This is a genomic window from Rossellomorea sp. GCM10028870, assembly GCF_042666755.1.
Lineage (GTDB): Bacteria > Bacillota > Bacilli > Bacillales > Bacillaceae_B > Rossellomorea.
On record NZ_JBHTGN010000001.1, the window covers coordinates 724,054 to 740,284 of the forward strand.

At 40.9% G+C, this 16,231-nt stretch carries 13 protein-coding genes; 10 read left to right on the top strand and 3 right to left on the bottom strand.

Annotated elements, in window-relative coordinates; translation table 11 throughout:
- Nucleotides 1-190: 190 nt before the first annotated feature.
- The 3 genes from ACFQWC_RS03750 (at nt 191) to ACFQWC_RS03760 (ending at nt 4,209) form a co-directional block, all read left to right on the top strand.
- Nucleotides 191-2,116, top strand: coding sequence for an ATP-dependent DNA helicase (locus ACFQWC_RS03750; protein ID WP_341356526.1), 1,926 nt, complete (start codon nt 191-193; stop codon nt 2,114-2,116).
- Nucleotides 2,117-2,204: 88 nt separating this feature from the next.
- Nucleotides 2,205-3,719, top strand: a complete 1,515-nt coding sequence (locus ACFQWC_RS03755; protein WP_341356525.1) for a carboxypeptidase M32 — start codon at nt 2,205-2,207, stop codon at nt 3,717-3,719.
- A gap of 22 nt (nt 3,720-3,741) precedes the next feature.
- Complete coding sequence (locus ACFQWC_RS03760) at nt 3,742-4,209, top strand: GyrI-like domain-containing protein (RefSeq protein WP_299737877.1); 468 nt, start codon at nt 3,742-3,744, stop codon at nt 4,207-4,209.
- A gap of 339 nt (nt 4,210-4,548) precedes the next feature.
- Here ACFQWC_RS03760 and ACFQWC_RS03765 read toward each other — a convergent pair whose 3' ends face one another.
- The gene (locus ACFQWC_RS03765) at nt 4,549-6,195 is read right to left on the bottom strand and encodes a b(o/a)3-type cytochrome-c oxidase subunit 1 (RefSeq protein ID WP_377106094.1); all 1,647 of its coding nucleotides are present in this window, start codon (nt 6,193-6,195) and stop codon (nt 4,549-4,551) included.
- A 1-nt stretch (nt 6,196) separates the two neighbouring features.
- Nucleotides 6,197-6,673 carry a cytochrome c oxidase subunit II gene (locus ACFQWC_RS03770; protein ID WP_299737873.1) on the bottom strand — a complete coding sequence of 159 codons (477 nt, stop codon included), beginning with the start codon at nt 6,671-6,673 and terminating at the stop codon, nt 6,197-6,199.
- A 594-nt stretch (nt 6,674-7,267) separates the two neighbouring features.
- Between ACFQWC_RS03770 and ACFQWC_RS03775 the strand changes: the two genes are divergently transcribed.
- The 7 genes from ACFQWC_RS03775 (at nt 7,268) to ACFQWC_RS03805 (ending at nt 15,994) form a co-directional block, all read left to right on the top strand.
- Nucleotides 7,268-8,038 carry an SDR family NAD(P)-dependent oxidoreductase gene (locus ACFQWC_RS03775; protein WP_299737860.1) on the top strand — a complete coding sequence of 257 codons (771 nt, stop codon included), beginning with the start codon at nt 7,268-7,270 and terminating at the stop codon, nt 8,036-8,038.
- 208 nt (nt 8,039-8,246) lie between these two features.
- Nucleotides 8,247-9,317 (top strand): type III polyketide synthase, encoded by a 1,071-nt coding sequence (locus tag ACFQWC_RS03780; RefSeq protein WP_299737858.1) that lies wholly within the window; start codon nt 8,247-8,249, stop codon nt 9,315-9,317.
- The gene (locus tag ACFQWC_RS03785) at nt 9,317-9,883 is read left to right on the top strand and encodes an isoprenylcysteine carboxyl methyltransferase family protein (protein ID WP_377106097.1); all 567 of its coding nucleotides are present in this window, start codon (nt 9,317-9,319) and stop codon (nt 9,881-9,883) included. Before ACFQWC_RS03780 ends, ACFQWC_RS03785 begins: the two co-directional genes overlap by 1 nt.
- A 93-nt stretch (nt 9,884-9,976) precedes the next feature.
- Nucleotides 9,977-10,147: a hypothetical protein gene (locus ACFQWC_RS03790; protein ID WP_299737854.1), complete on the top strand. Its 171-nt coding sequence runs from the start codon at nt 9,977-9,979 to the stop codon at nt 10,145-10,147.
- A gap of 183 nt (nt 10,148-10,330) precedes the next feature.
- Entirely contained in the window at nt 10,331-13,948 is a 3,618-nt protein-coding gene (locus ACFQWC_RS03795; protein ID WP_377106100.1) for a dynamin family protein, read from the top strand.
- Nucleotides 13,949-14,147: 199 nt separating this feature from the next.
- Nucleotides 14,148-14,978 (top strand): sulfurtransferase, encoded by an 831-nt coding sequence (locus ACFQWC_RS03800; RefSeq protein ID WP_377106102.1) that lies wholly within the window; start codon nt 14,148-14,150, stop codon nt 14,976-14,978.
- 116 nt (nt 14,979-15,094) lie between these two features.
- Nucleotides 15,095-15,994 carry a 5'-3' exonuclease gene (locus tag ACFQWC_RS03805; RefSeq protein ID WP_299737846.1) on the top strand — a complete coding sequence of 300 codons (900 nt, stop codon included), beginning with the start codon at nt 15,095-15,097 and terminating at the stop codon, nt 15,992-15,994.
- Nucleotides 15,995-16,053: 59 nt separating this feature from the next.
- On the opposite strand, the gene ACFQWC_RS03810 is transcribed toward ACFQWC_RS03805, so the two are convergent.
- Nucleotides 16,054-16,191: a small, acid-soluble spore protein L gene (locus ACFQWC_RS03810; protein ID WP_299737844.1), complete on the bottom strand. Its 138-nt coding sequence runs from the start codon at nt 16,189-16,191 to the stop codon at nt 16,054-16,056.
- Between the last annotated feature and the right edge of the window lie 40 nt (nt 16,192-16,231).

The following is a 16,231-nucleotide window of genomic DNA, read 5'->3' on the forward strand; positions in this document are numbered from 1 at the left end:
AGACTAGGGACATCCATTCAAGTGGTAGATCTACCCTTGATATGGAGCGTCTCTTTTCTTTTGTTAAGGGCATCGGAAAAGCTTTGAATGAAAGGCTCATCTTAAGAGCCACGAATAAATTGCGTTTTTATCTTTTCAATTCGTAAGAATTCTAGTAAATTAGAAATATTGTGTCACGTAGGAGGTCCCCATGAGAAGAAAATTACCATTTGAACTAACCAAGGAGCAATCCTTTTATGAAGCATTATCCGATTGGGTCGGTGATGTATTTTATGATCTATTACCTGAAAAGGGATTTGATTTAAGGGATGAACAGGTATTTATGGCCTTTCAACTTAATCAAGCCTATAAAAATAAGCAAGTCATGTATGCGGAAGCAGGTGTCGGTACGGGCAAAACCCTTGTATACCTCTTATATGCGTTATCCTATGCCAGGTATACAGGAAAACCTGCAATCATTGCATGTGCCGATGAAACACTCATTGAGCAGATTGTGAAAAAAGAGGGGGACATCCAAAAGCTTGAACATGCCCTGGATTTAGACATAGATGTTCGTTTGGCAAAGTCGAGGGAGCAATATCTTTGCATAAAGAAATTAGAAGAAAATGTTTCTCAAAATGAAGTTTATCAAGATATGTGGGAGGAATTGCCGGACTTCGTCCATGACAATTCTTCTATGAGAAGCTTCAGTCATTACGGGGATCGTAAAGAATATGCCGGGTTGTCAGATGAAGAATGGAATCATGTAGGCTGGGACTCCCTTCAGGACTGCATGTCCTGCGTCTATCGCCATCGTTGCGGCCTTACGCTTCACCGTGAACACTATCGGAATGCGGCTGACTTGATCATCTGTTCACATGATTTCTATATGGAGCATATCTGGACCAAGGACAGTAGAAAACGGGAAGGTCAGCTGCCACTTCTGCCGGAAGCAAGCTCAGTCGTCTTTGACGAAGGTCACCTATTGGAATTTGCTTCTCAAAAAGCGATGACTTACAGGATGAGGATGGAGACACTTGAAGGACTATTAGAGAAGCTGTCTTCATCGGATATGAGGGAGGAGACCCTTTATATCATTGAAGATATCATGCTCGACAATGAAAAGTGGTTCGAGCTACTCGAGAAGGACTCCAAAGGGGAGTCAGGCTCCGATAGACAATACATCATTCGTTCAGAAGCCATATTACAGCAGGGCAGGTCTATAACGGAGAAAATCGAAAACCTCTTGAATGAGCTCGTTTTTGAATCTGAAATGTACGTTATGGATGATTATCTTTTAAAGGTAGTGGAAGAATATCTGGAGCAGATCCAGTATTCGTTGAAACTGTTTTTAGATGATGAAAAAGGAATCTACTGGTTGGAAACATCAGAGGAAGAGCACACCTTTGTGGTGATGCCGAGATTAGTCGAGGAAATTCTTAGAGAACAAGTTTTTTCTCAAAATATTCCATTTATTTTTTCTTCGGCAACCCTTTCCTATAATGGAGACTTCTCTTATGTTTCTCAATCGCTTGGGATTGAGACCTATGAAAAATTTTCAGTGGAATCCCCTTATGATTACGAAGACATGATGAAAGCGTATCTTCCTTCACTGGATGCCGGAGTACATTCCAAAAATCAGTATGTATTTGACAAACTGAAGAGTAATCAAGGGAAATCGTTGGTTCTTTTCACCTCCATGGATGAAATGAATGCATTTAGGTCGTTTCAGATGCAACAGGCTGATCAGGCATGGAATGTAATCTATGAAGGGGACAGAGAGATCAGTGATACGGTAGAGCAGTTCCAGCAGGAAACGTCCACGGTCCTGTGCTCATATCACTTATGGGAAGGATTGGACGTGCCAGGGGAGTCCCTTTCACAGGTCATTATCTACTCGCTTCCATTCCCTCCAAAGGACCCTGTCTTTGATGCGAAACGAAAGCATGCCACTCATTCTATGGAAGAAGTTGATATTCCTTACATGATCCTTCGCTTGAGACAGGGAATCGGACGTCTGATTCGGACGAGTGAAGACAAGGGGAGCATCCATATTCTGATGAATGACGCGGAAACATCACATAGAGAATTGGTAGAATCAGTTTTACCCGTTGGAATTGAAGTGTTGAACGCATAGTCAATAGAAGTTAAAACCGCCTTAATGGGCGGTTTTTTTTGTGATATGATAAAATAGATTGAATGTTAAAAAAAGGGGGATTTTAAAAATGAAAGAATCAGTAATAGAGACAAAAGATCAATTTCATGATTATGTTAAAAAAATGTCTGCCTACAACGAAGCACTTGGTTTGATGTTCTGGGATTTACGGACCGGCGCTCCAAAAAATGGTGCAGAGCAGCGGTCAGAAGTCATCGGGATGCTTTCATCTGAGCTGTTTGAAATGTCCACTTCCAATGAAATGGCCGCTTACTTAGCAAAACTCTCTCCAGAAATGGATCAGTTGGATGATATGACACAAAAACTATTAGAAGAGTGTCAAAAAGAGTATGATCGCAATAAAAAAATTCCTGCATCTGAATATAGGGAATACGTCGTGTTACAGTCTAAAGCTGAAGGAATCTGGGAAGAAGCGAAAGAAAAAGCGGATTTTACCATGTTTCAGCCTTATTTAGAAAAGCTTGTATCCTTTACGAAACGCTTTATTGATTATTGGGGCTACGAAGATAACAAATATAATACGCTACTGGATATGTATGAGCCAGGTGTAACGATAGAAGTGTTAGATAAGGTATTTGGCGACCTTCGGGATCAAATTGTTCCACTTGTACATAAAATTTCTGAATCGAAAAATAAGCCACAAACCGATTTCCTTTTCAAACACTTTCCAAAGGCTAAGCAAAAGGATTTCAGCTTAAAGATCCTTGAACAAATGGGATATGATTTCAACTCTGGAAGACTGGATGAAACGGTACATCCGTTTGCGATTGGTTTAAATCCTGGTGATGTTAGGGTAACAACTAAATATGACGAGAAGGATTGGAGAACAGCCGTATTTGGAACGATTCATGAAGGTGGACATGCCCTTTATGAACAAAACATTTCAAAGGACTTGATGGGCACACCACTATGTACGGGAACGTCCATGGGAATCCATGAGTCTCAATCCCTGTTTTATGAAAATTTTGTAGGGAGAGATCATTCTTTCTGGAAGAAGAATTATTCGCTATTGAAGGATTACTCAACTGGACAGTTTGATTCTGTGGAACTGGACGATTTCTATCGGGGGATTAATGAATCCAAACCTTCGTTAATTCGAATTGAAGCAGATGAATTAACGTACGCTCTACATATCATCATCCGCTATGAAATTGAAAAAGGATTATTTAATGATGAGATTGACGTGAAGGATCTTCCTGAAATCTGGAATCAGAAATATGAAGAGTACTTAGGTATCCGTCCTTCCCATAATGGTGAAGGAGTCCTCCAGGACGTTCATTGGGCCGGTGGAAGCTTCGGTTACTTTCCGTCATACGCATTAGGATATATGTACGCGGCACAGTTTAAGCGTGCCATGTTAAACGATCTTCCTCATTATGAAGAGCTGTTGGAAGAGGGGAATCTTGCTCCCATCAGAGAATGGCTGACCAAGAACGTCCATCAGTGGGGCAAGATGAAGAAACCGCTGGAAATCATCAGGGAAGTTACCGGAGAAGGGCTTAATGCAAAGTACTTGGCCGAGTATTTAACTGAGAAGTATTCAAAGGTATATTCCTTGAATTAACGAATACAATGGAGGCAAAATCATGGAAATTAAAGTTGCATCGCTAGAGGATAAATTGCTGGTAGGAATAGGGTGGACTGGACCGTATGGAAGAGGGTCTGAGATTCCTAGACTGTTTACCAAGTTTCAACAGATGATCCCATCCATTCACCACATCAATGGAGATGAATGCATATACGCACCTTTCCATGACAGAGCGACTGATTTTACGTATTATTGTACCGTAGAGGTTGATCGTGTGGAAAAGCTTCCACCGGGGTTATTGGAACTAACTCTCCCTGCAGGCGATTATGCTCACGCTCTATATGAAGGGCTGTCAACGGAAGTCGAGCAGGCCTACTTTTCGATCTTTAACTGGATTAAGGAAAATGGGTATGAAAAAGACAACTCCAGACTGAGTGTCGAGAAATTTTTGTCTCAGGACAGGGAAATCAACGAAACGGAAGACAAAAGGAAATTAGAGTTGTTTGTTCCAATTAAAGAGAAATAGAAAAGAGGCTGCCGTTATGTGGCAGCCTCTTTTCTTTATATCATTTTGATTTTTTCGCCCCAGGGCAAGCCGCCTCCGCTTTTCTGATTGTCGAGCTCCGGCGGCTTGGGGCTCGAGGTCATAAGCCAAGTAACCCAAAAAGGCAAAGAGCGCCTTTCCGGGTTACTCGTCTTATGCTTGTCGCCCCAGGGCAAGCCGCCTCCGCTTTTCTGATTGTCGAGCTCCGGCGGCTTGGGGCTCGAGGTCATAAGCCAAGTAACCCAAAAAGGCAAAGAGCGCCTTTCCGGGTTACTCGTCTTATGCTTGTCGCCCCAGGGCAAGCCGCCTCCGCTTTTCTTTTTACCACAAACGATAGCCCTTGGATGCAGGTGGTGCATTTTGAATCATGTCGATGAATGGAACGGTGTAGGCAACAAGAATGAGAGCTGCTAAGATGGTTAACCAAATTCTCCAGTTTTCAAGGACCATTGGAGTTCTCTCGGCCGCTTCCGCTTTTTCACCTACCGGGAATTCTTCTTCTCCTTTAGGTGCGAAGAATGCCAGATTGATAAAGATATATAGAACCAGGATAATCCCGATAAAAAGAATCGTTCCCCCGATCGCTTGTGCGACTTGATATGGAATCCAAGCAAGGGCTTGCGGTGCATCCCCATAAGTCGAAAAAGAAGATCGTCTTGGGGCGCCCAGTAGGCCGACAGCATGCATGGCACCTGACATAATACCCATTCCTACAGACCAAACAATGGCTTGCACGATCGCCAGTTTGTTCATTGCTTTCGTTAAGACGCGTCCCGTTAAATGAGGTACGAGCCAATAGGCAATACCGAAAAACGTTAACACAACGGAAGTTGCCAAAGTTAAGTGGAAGTGGCCCGTAACCCAAATGGTATTATGAACAACCTGGTTCATTTGGTTAGATGCATTGATTAATCCACCTGCTCCCGCAGGGATAAAGGCCACCATGCCGATAAAGGGTACGGTAAAGCGTGCATCTCCCCATGGTAACTTCTTAAACCATCCAAACAATCCGGTAGCTCCTTTGGATCTGCCGTACATTTCAAAGGTAGCGAAAAGAGAAAATGCAGTCATCAAGGAAGGTATGACAACCATAAAGGTAAGAACAACCTGTAGAAACTTCCAATATGCGTCAATTCCAGGTTCCACTAATTGGTGATGAAAACCTACCGGGATAGAGAATAGAAGGAACAAAATAAATGAAAGTCTGGCTAACGAATCTGAAAATATTTTTCCGCCAATGATTTTTGGAATAATGACATACCATGCCATATAGGCAGGCAGCAGCCAAAAATATACAAGGGGATGACCGAAATACCAGAATAATGTTCTGCTTACGAGCACATCTACTCGATCAACGAGGCCAAGAGACCAAGGAAGGAGCTGGAATAAAACCGTTCCTGCCACACCAATGGTGGCGACAATCCATAAGACGGTATTGATGATGGCCATAAACGTTAACAGAGGGCTTGGTAGTCCAGGGTTTTCTTTTCGCCAGCTTACATATTTGATGATCATGCCGGCCCCGCCTAACCAGCTTCCAACAACGACGAAAGTCAAACCTAAGTAAAATATCCAGTGTGCCTGCAGGGGAGCATAGAAAGTATAAAGTACAGTTGCTTCATTTAATAGAATCATAACAGCGGCCATGATTGTACCAAGAAGCATGACCCAGAATCCTAACCAGCCAAACAAACGCGATTTTCCAGAATAGGTACCGGAAGTTCGGGAAATGGCAGCATGCTGGAATCCAAGGATAAAGAAAGTGGTTAATACCAATCCCAATAATACGCCGTGAACCGTTAAGACCTGGTAATAGCCAATCCCTGCAGGCAAAATGAATTTGCCTGACCTTACCAACGCTTGTAATAATCCAGCCAATCCACCTAGAGCCAAGGCAATAAAGCCAACATAAATATGTGCCATCGCCAAAGTAGCATCTTTTTTCTCAATTCTCACAAATCGTTTCATTTTAGTCCACCACCTTGATCATAGATTTCATTGTGTGGTGACCTACCCCACAATATTCATTACATACAACGAGAAATTCTCCTGTTTTATCAAGGGTTGTTGTATATTCACTAACAAATCCAGGTTCAAGCATCATATTAATGTTTGTTCCTGCCACTTCAAATCCGTGAACAACATCTTTTGTTGTGGCGATGATTTTAAGTGTAGATCCTTTAGGTATTTCAATTTCCCCGGGCGTGTAGAGAAATGCTGATGCGACAAACACTAACTCGTAATCCCAATCCTTCCCTTCTACCTTCTTTAATCCCGGCTCGTTAAAGGGCGAGGTTTTATCCACTTGCTCGGGATTGACGTATGCTTTCGCGCTTGGAGGTTGATGTCCTTGATGAAAAGCACTGATTCCTAAAATAACTAAAAATAAGATAAGAGACCCTGTTCCTAACGTTAACCACCATTTTTCATAGCGATGCATGTGCATGTTAACCACTCCTTCAGAATTAAAAACGATTTAAAAATAGTAAGAATACTCCTAGCCAAGTAAGGACTAAAAAACCACCTAGGAACAGAACCGAAGTAAAAGTTCCTTTTAATGAAGTTGACTCTTCGACCTTAACCTCGGTTTTTTGATGTAATTCCGGTTTCGCCATTTATCTCATTCCTTCCATTCATTGGATGATTGATTTTGTTATCACTATCATAAAGGTGTAAACCCTTATGAATCTGTGATAAATGTCACAGGTTACGTGAAAAATTGTGAAATAAATGTGAAGTCAGAAATAAATATGTCTTTCAATCGGTTCATTTGTCGGAACGACATGCATAGAGTATAGGAATGAAAATAAAGAGGGAGGAGGATACTTCGTGGAAAAATTTTATTGTAAGCATTGCTGTCAGATCTTTTCCGAGAAAACGGTTTGTCCTCAGTGTCAACTTCATGTAGATTCGAAAATCCACATTCATGTCCAGAACCAGGGGGACAAGAAGAAAACTCGTTAAAGCGTAAACCTTTTAGCAGTCAACATGACTGTGTTAATATATAGAAGATTCAAATAATGGGTAGGGTGGTGTGAAGATGTATTTACCTTCATTTTCATTAAAAGATAAACTGGCTGTTGTCTCTGGTGCCGGTCGTGGAATTGGACGAGCTCTCAGTATAGGTTTAGCAGAATCAGGAGCCGATGTTGTCCTGCTATCAAGGACGAGGGGCGATCTGGAAGAAACGGCCAGTGAAATTGAAAAGCTGGGAAGAAGGGCTTATATAATCCCGACGGATGTGACATCACGGGAAGAGATTCAAAAAGCGATTGCTTACATAGAAGATCAAAAACGTTCCATTGATATTTTAATTAATAATGCAGGAATGAATATTCGTTCCAGCGCCCTTGAGGTTACGGATGAAGAATGGCAAACGATCATGGATACAAATTTGAAATCTGCTTTTATGATGAGTCAGGAAGCAGGTAAACATATGAAGGAGAAGAATCAGGGGAAAATCATTAACATAGCGTCTGTAGCTGGACATGTTGCTTTACGTACAGGGGTTGTGTACGCTTCAACGAAAGCAGCCATGATTCAAATGACGAAGGTATTAGCCATGGAATGGGGAAAATACAATATTAATGTGAATAGTATCGGACCTTGGTATTTTAAAACGCCACTAACAAAAGAGCTATTGCAAAACGAAGAATATGTAAACGATATTTTGGCCGTAACACCCCTAAAGAGAATCGGTGAACTGGAGGAACTTGTAGGCCCTGCTGTTTTCCTTTCCTCGGATGCTTCGAATTATGTTACAGGCCAAACCCTTTTTGTGGACGGTGGAATGACGATTCAAGGTTTTTGAACTTCCGTACAACAAAGAGCTAACTTATTGGGGGTTAGCTCTTTGTATATGGTAAAGTGATTATCGAATCACAATAATCACCAATGGTATTCTTTTCGAACGAAGGCATATTCAGATGGAATTGAAGGACTATACATAATCTTGAATACATGTTTTGTGATTTTTTGGAAATGCTACCCTTACATGGAAGTGTAAGGAGTGTACGTATATGCCGAAAATTGTCTCAGTTGAAACCGAGATTCCCCCTGTGAAGATTACACAAAAAGAAGCGGCAGAATTTGCGAAACAATTGTTTTCGACAAGCTTTAAGAATATCGGACGTCTTCTCACCGTGTTTGAAAATGGTGAAATAGACAGTCGTTATTTCGTAAAAGATCTCGAATGGTTTTCTAGGGAGCATACCTTTCAAGAAAAAAATGATGAATTCATTCACCACGCAGTTGAATTAGGCAGCAAGGCTGTTAAGAAAATCCTATCCAATCATCAGATTACACTGGAGGACATTGATGCGATTTTTACGATTTCAACATCTGGCCTCGCAACACCAAGTCTAGAAGCGAGAATTATGAATCTTCTGCCATTCTCTTCTCATGTTAAACGAATTCCGATTTGGGGATTGGGATGTGCAGGGGGGGCAAGCGGGCTGTCACGGGCCTATGAGTACTGTTTAGCTTTTCCGAAAGCAAATGTTCTCGTCCTTTCCATTGAACTTTGTTCACTCACCTTTCAGCATGGGGATCGCTCAAAGAGCAATTTAATTGGAACGTCTCTTTTTGCGGATGGCGTTGCGTGTGCTGTTGTATGTGGTGATGAAAGCCCATTACTTGAAGGGATTTCCCACCCATTGCCATCCATTTTCGCCACTCAATCGACTCTCTTAGAGGATTCACTGGATGTAATGGGGTGGGAGGTAAAGAATAACGGTTTATATGTAGTGTTTTCAAAAGATATTCCCACACTGGTGAAGAATTGGCTCAGGCCGAATGTTGAGGGATTTATCAATGCAAATGATATCAGCCTTGAAGATATTAAGCATTTTGTGGCACATCCAGGAGGTAAGAAGGTCATTGAAGCCTATCAGGAAGCTTTAGGAATGGATGAAAGCATGACATCTGAATCAATGAAGGTCTTGAAAAACTATGGGAATATGTCATCTGTAACCATCTTGTATGTGCTGAAGGAATTTATGAATAAAGGCTGTGAGCGTGGAGATATAGGCTTGGGTACCGCTTTAGGGCCGGGGTTTAGTTCGGAACTGCTTTTGATGAGGTGGGAATGATGCTCTATTTCATTCTGTTTTTTTTCGTACTGATGATTCAGAGGCTTGTGGAGCTATTCATTGCCAAGTCAAATGAGAAGTGGATGAAGGAACAGGGGGCAAAAGAATATGGACAGGCTCATTATAAAATGATGGTGGCTATCCATATCGCATTCTTTGTTTCGTTGTTAATTGAAGGAGGGATCTTTCATACAGGGGTTAACCCCTATTGGCCAATCCTGTTGGCTGGCTTCATTCTCACTCAGCTCGGGAGAATTTGGGTGATTTCTTCACTGGGGAAGTATTGGAATACAAAAATCATCGTGCTTCCGAAAGCTGAAGTGGTTGCGAAAGGTCCTTATAAATATTTGAAGCATCCTAACTACCTTATTGTGACATTAGAGTTCTTGATTGTTCCATTACTCTTTAATGCCTATTGGACCCTGTTTGTCTTTGCATTATTAAATCAATTCATTCTCTCTATTCGCATTCCGCTTGAGGAACATGCACTTCGTGATGAAACGAATTATGAAAGGATTCACCTTCATACAAAGGGCTGGATCCCCATAATCAAGAAAGAAAAATAATTTTCTTATTGAAAATGATTATCGTTTTTGTTAAGATTCTAATTGAAGATGATAATTATTCTCAATTTTCTTAACAAAAGGGTGGGGACAAATATGGTATGGTTTCTGATATTGTTTACTGTATTAGCGTATAGCTTCATGATGAAGCATGTTTTATCAAATGTAATGAAGGATTCAGCACAAGAGAAGAAAGTACCATCATACCAGACAAACTCAAAATCTTTTGTTCATTCAAACCTGATCGCAACTGACACAACACGATAAATACATAGTCCCCTTCTTCGGAAGAGGGCTTTTTATTTTGTCTTTTGCCTCTTTTGAAATCCCTGCATATACTAATACCGTTCTCAAATACCCCATGTTGATATGATTTCATAGAGAAATTGAGCTAAATACGATAAAATAAAAACGTTATCATTTTTCTGAAAACAGAAAGGAACTAGTTCAATGAGTCAGATAGAGCATAAAAGTACACAATTACATAATACATTGCAACAACTTACAGCCTACCACGATACTTTCCGTCACAACGGAGACGTAGAGCGGGCCGCAAAGGTAGAAAGATTAGCAGAGAAATTATACAACGATGAACTGATTTTAGCCTTCTGCGGCCACTTTTCGGCTGGAAAGTCTACAATGATTAATCACTTAATGGGGGAAGAAATCCTCCCGTCCAGTCCAATCCCAACCAGTGCGAATCTAGTAAAGGTTCACCATGCATCTACGGATTTTGCGAAAATTCATTATCATGATTCCCAGCCGTTATACTTCAAGGCGCCATATGAGTTCTCCACCATTAAGGACTTTTGTAAAAACGGTGAGGAAGTATACTCTGTAGAAATAGGGCGTAGCAAGAGTGAGATGCCAGAGGGTGTATCGGTTTTAGACACGCCTGGCGTAGACAGTACGGATGATGCCCACAGACTATCAACTGAATCCGCCATTCATCTCGCTGACGCCGTTTTTTACGTAATGGATTATAACCATGTTCAATCTCAGGTGAACTTTGAGTTCACAAAGGAAATGATCCGTCATGGAGTCAAGCTGTATCTCATTGTAAATCAGATTGATAAACACCAGGAAGAAGAATTAACATTCAGCGACTTTAAAGAAAGTGTTGAGAACTCGTTTGCTTCTTGGGGTGTTGTACCCAATGGAACGTTTTTTACAAGTCTAAAAGCTCCGCATCATCCTCATAATGATCTTGAAAAATTAGAGTCATTAATTGAAGAGCAGGTGAAACAGAAAAGTGAACTGATAGAGGACTCTGCAGAATCGGCTATTTCTCAATTACGATCTGAGCATGAGAAGTGGTATGAGGAAGAGCTTGAGAAAATCGAGGAAACAGGGAGAGACCTACTGACAGAGGAGGAGTGGAATAACAAAGACGCTCTTCTTCAAACTGAAAGAAGATTGATTGAAACTTTAGCAAAAAATAACGTAAAAGCGATTAAAGAACATTTTGAGGCAGAAAGAAGAGAAGTCCTTAAAAATGCGTATTTAATGCCGTTTGAAACGAGAGAATTAGCGAAAGATTTTCTGGAAAGCAGACAACCAGACTTTAAGGTAGGTTTTTTATTTTCAAAACAAAAGACAGAAGATGAAAAAGCGATCAGAATTCAGAAGTTTAAAGACGATGTAAATACCCGCATCGAATCTCAATTAGAATGGCATCTGAAGACACTGGGAAAAAACATGGTGAAAGAATACAGTCCTTCATCAGATCAACGAATGAAGTGGGATCAATTATCTCTGGAAGTGGATGAACCATTTCTTATTGATCTAATTAAATCAGGTGCGGGCATAACGAGTGATTACGTTCTACAATACTGTGATGATCTTTCTGAGGAAATAAAGGGGAAAGCCAGAAACTATACAAATGATTTGTTTGGAGACACTTTGAATGAAATTGAAAGCGCGTCTCGAGAAGAGAATTCAGTTTTAGAAGCTGAGCTTAATGAACTCCAAAAGAAAACGGGAGTCATTTATCAGTGGAACACATTATATGAAGAAAAGACCACTCAACTGCGAAAATTAATGAGTATTGAAATCGATCAAATACAGGCAGATTCTATTCTCCAACAATGGATTGTGAATTGGAAGGCAAGGTCGGAAGAGTATATTCTTGCAACTGACATGGAGTTGGATCAAAAAGAGACAATACGACGAACCAGGGAAAAGATTGTGACGGAGCCACGACAAGAACAACAAGCTTCTATAGGAGGGGTTATCGAACGTTTAGATACGATGACCCATGTATTCAGGAAATACAATGGGTTTTCCAAGACAGCGGATCTATTAGAAGGAAAGAAAGAGCGCCTTTCCAATCAATCCTTCACGATTGCATTATTCGGTGCTTTTAGTGCGGGGAAATCATCATTTGCCAATGCACTATTAGGGAAGAAAATACTTCCTGTGAGCCCAAATCCGACAACTGCTTCGATCAATCGAATCAATCCGGTATCAGAAAGCGGTGAGCATGAGACTGCCCATGTACAAATCAAAACCTACGACCAACTATTTCAAGACATCGTTCATTCTCTTTCCTTTTTCAATCGCAGTGTCTCAACCCTCGATGAAGCAATGGTGATTGTACCTGCTTTAACGAGTGAAGGCAGTGGTAAGGAGAATGTACACCTTTCATTCCTGCAGGCTTTTTATAATGGTTATCCTGCCTTTAAAGAAAGTCTTGGAAAGACAAAAAAGGCCAATCTTGAAGAGTATAGAGGATTTGTAGCGGATGAATCTCAAGCTTGTTTTGTTGAGTCAATCGATCTCTATTTCGATTGTGATATTACAAGGCTGGGAATCACACTCGTCGATACACCAGGAGCAGATTCAATAAACGCAAGACATACAGGAGTAGCATTTGAATATATCAAAAATGCCGATGCGATACTATTTGTGACCTATTACAATCATGCATTTGCCAAGGCAGACCGGGAGTTCCTTATTCAATTGGGGCGAGTGAAGGATACATTTGAATTAGATAAAATGTTCTTTGTCGTAAACGCCATCGATCTTGCAAGTGATGAAGAAGAAAAGAATGAAGTGATTGACTATGTGGAAGCGCAGCTGATTCAATATGGCATTCGTTTTCCGAGGATCTTTGGAGTGTCTTCTCTCCAAGCTCTCAAGGAATCAGGTTCCCACAAGTCAGGAATGGACCTATTTAAGAAGGAATTCCAAACATTTATACAGAATGAATTAGTGAGCATGAGTATTGAGTCCGCTCTTAGTGAGTGGGATAGGGGATTGCAACGGTTTAAACAATATATTCATACGGCGTCAAGTGATAAAGCGTATAAGCAAGTACGCAAACAGGAGCTGAACGACGCGAAGGTAAAGGTTCGCTCACTAATCGATGCTGTATCTGTCCAGCCCCTGGAAATCGAAATGCAGCAAGAATCGAAGGAGCTTGTCTATTATGTAAAACAAAGGGTGTTCTTCCGGGTATCCGACTTTTATAAAGAAGCCTTTCATTCAGGATTATTTCTGCAATACTCCAACCAGTCCCTAGCGATAAGAGAAGGGTTAAAGGAATTTCTATCGAGTATCGGATTTGATTTGGCTCAGGAAATGAGGGCCACTTCTCTTCGCATCCAGCAGTTCATTCATAAACAACTCAATGAACAATCGATCGCCCTTGAAGAATTGATTGAACAGGTGGAGAAAGAACTAGTATTATCTCCACAAGATTACAAAAACGAAAGCACCATTGAATTTGAGAACGCATTTAAACAAATAGAGCTGCGACTATTCGAAGAAGCCTTTTCTTCATTTAAAAATCCAAAGCATTTCTTTGAAAAAGGCGGGAAAAAAATTGTTCAGGAAAAATTGGAAGCACTACTACAAAAACCTGCAGATAGCTATTTAGAACATGAACAGTTACGCCTGGAATCATGGGGTGCTTCGTATTTAGAAAGAGAATTCGACATGCTGAAAAAAGAAATGTTGACCCAGGTGATGGAGCAGATCAATTCCAATTTAGACGCTTTAGAGACAGTTCAGGACCTCCACAAACTAAAACAGGATTTGGAGCGTCTCGATCACATTCAAGCTTAAAGAAGAGAAGGAGGAGAATCGTGGCGAATCCTTATCATTGCTGTGCTACATGTATTCACATTCGAGGAGTTAAAACTGATAAGAAGACCTCCTATTTTTGTTCCCGACTAGGCTATGAAACCAAAACCATTTATCAATTCTCTTGTTGGGAACCGAAAGAGGAAGTACTGACATTAATGAAGAAGAGGGGGATGATATCATGAAGGCAATCGTCAATACTGATTGGTTAAGAGAGCATATTCATGAAGAGAATCTAAGAGTCATTGATAGTCGTTTTTCTCTTGGAAACCCGTCAGAGGGGAGGGAGCGCTACAAAGAGAGTCATATTCCGGGAGCCGTATTTTTCGATTTGGAAAAGGATTTATCAGGATACGTGAAAAAGCATGGAGGGCGTCATCCTCTCCCGAATATGAAGAACTTTTTGCGCAAGGTCGAGGACTCCGGTATTGACAACGATACAACCGTTGTCATTTATGATGAAAAAGAAGGTGCCTTTTCTGGCCGATGCTGGTGGTTGTTCCAATACATCGGACACGAGAAGGTGTATATCTTAAATGGTGGATTTGCTGCTTGGAAAGAGGCTGGAGGGAAAACAGAATCAACCTCACCTGTGTATCCCCCAAAAAGTTATCGGCCAAGCTTTAATGAAGACATTGTAGCTTCTCTAGATGAGGTGAGGAGTATTGCAAGTGGGGATCAGAACATCCCTTTAATTGATTCACGGAGTAGAGAGAGATATTTGGGGCATGAAGAACCTATAGACCGCATTCCAGGTCATATTCCACGGGCCATCAACCTCCCCTGGACAGATGGTGTGAAGGGTGGTTATTTTATTCAAGGAGAAGAGCAGAATGAACGATTCTCTCACCTAAATAAAGCGGAGCAGGTAATTGTCTATTGCGGTTCCGGTGTAACGGCGACTCCGAATTTCATTGCTCTTAAAGAAGCTGGGTTTCATCATGTGAAGCTTTATGTTGGAAGCTACAGTGATTGGGTTTCCTATGAGGATCACAAGGTAGATAAGGAATAAAAGGGATAGCTAATTGGAAAAGGTTCATCACATTTCCAATTAGCTATTTATTTGTATATGTTATACTTTATAAATAAAGTGGCTAAATCGAGAATGAACGATGAGGAGTGTACGATTTGAATAATAAGAATGAGCATTTATTACTTATAGATGGAATGGCACTATTATTTCGATCTTTTTTTGCAACGGCCGTAACGGGTCAATTTATGATGAACTCAAGAGGACTTCCTACTAATGGAGTTCAGGGATTTATGAAGCACTTATTAATGGCAGCGGATCATGTGAAGCCATCACATATCATTGTCTGCTGGGATATGGGGAGCCAGACATTTCGTAATGAAGTATTCAATGATTATAAATCCAATCGAAATGCACCACCCGTTGAACTGATTCCGCAATTTGATCTTGCAAAAGAGGTGGCAGAAGGTTTTAATCTTTCAAATGTAGGGGTAGTAGGGTATGAAGCAGATGATTGCATCGGTACTCTTGCCAAAATTCATCAAACCGAGCGCAAAGTATCCGTTCTCAGTGGTGACCAGGATCTCCTGCAGCTTTTGGATGACAATATCGATATTATGCTTCTGAAAAAAGGCTTTGGTAACTATCAAACCTATACGAAAGAGATTTTTGTGGAAGAAAGAGGAATTACTCCTCAACAGTTTATTGATGTGAAAGCATTAATGGGTGATACAAGCGATGGGTATCCAGGAGTTAAAGGAATCGGCGAGAAAACAGCTTTAAAGTTGATTCAACAATATAAGGATATTGCAGGTATTCTCGACAACTTGCACGAGTTAACCCCATCTCAACGAAAGAAGATTGAAGTCGATCTGGACATGCTTCATGTTTCAAGAAAGTTAGCCGAGATTCACTGCGAGGTGCCACTATCTGTTTCGGTAGAGGAAGCTCGTTGGAATAACGTAGCTCATGAAACACTCTCCCTTGTGGATGACTTAGAGTTGAAAGTGCTTAGAAGATATCTAGTAGGCTCTAATGTGATGGTTGCCTCAAGTTAACCTTTATTAGGAGTGTCAGGGATCGTTTTTAACCCTGACACTTTTTTAATGATGAAATGCTACTTCTTATTCGCTTTTTTAGCAGCATTTTCTAACTTGCTCTTCGGCTCCATGGCAAATTCAGCATCCTGGGAAATCCCTTGTGGATTCACACTATTAGCACTTTTACCTTTGTTTTTGTTGTTTCCTTTTGTCATGTCAAAACCCCTCCTTTAATGTGGTCATTATTATTTTGGC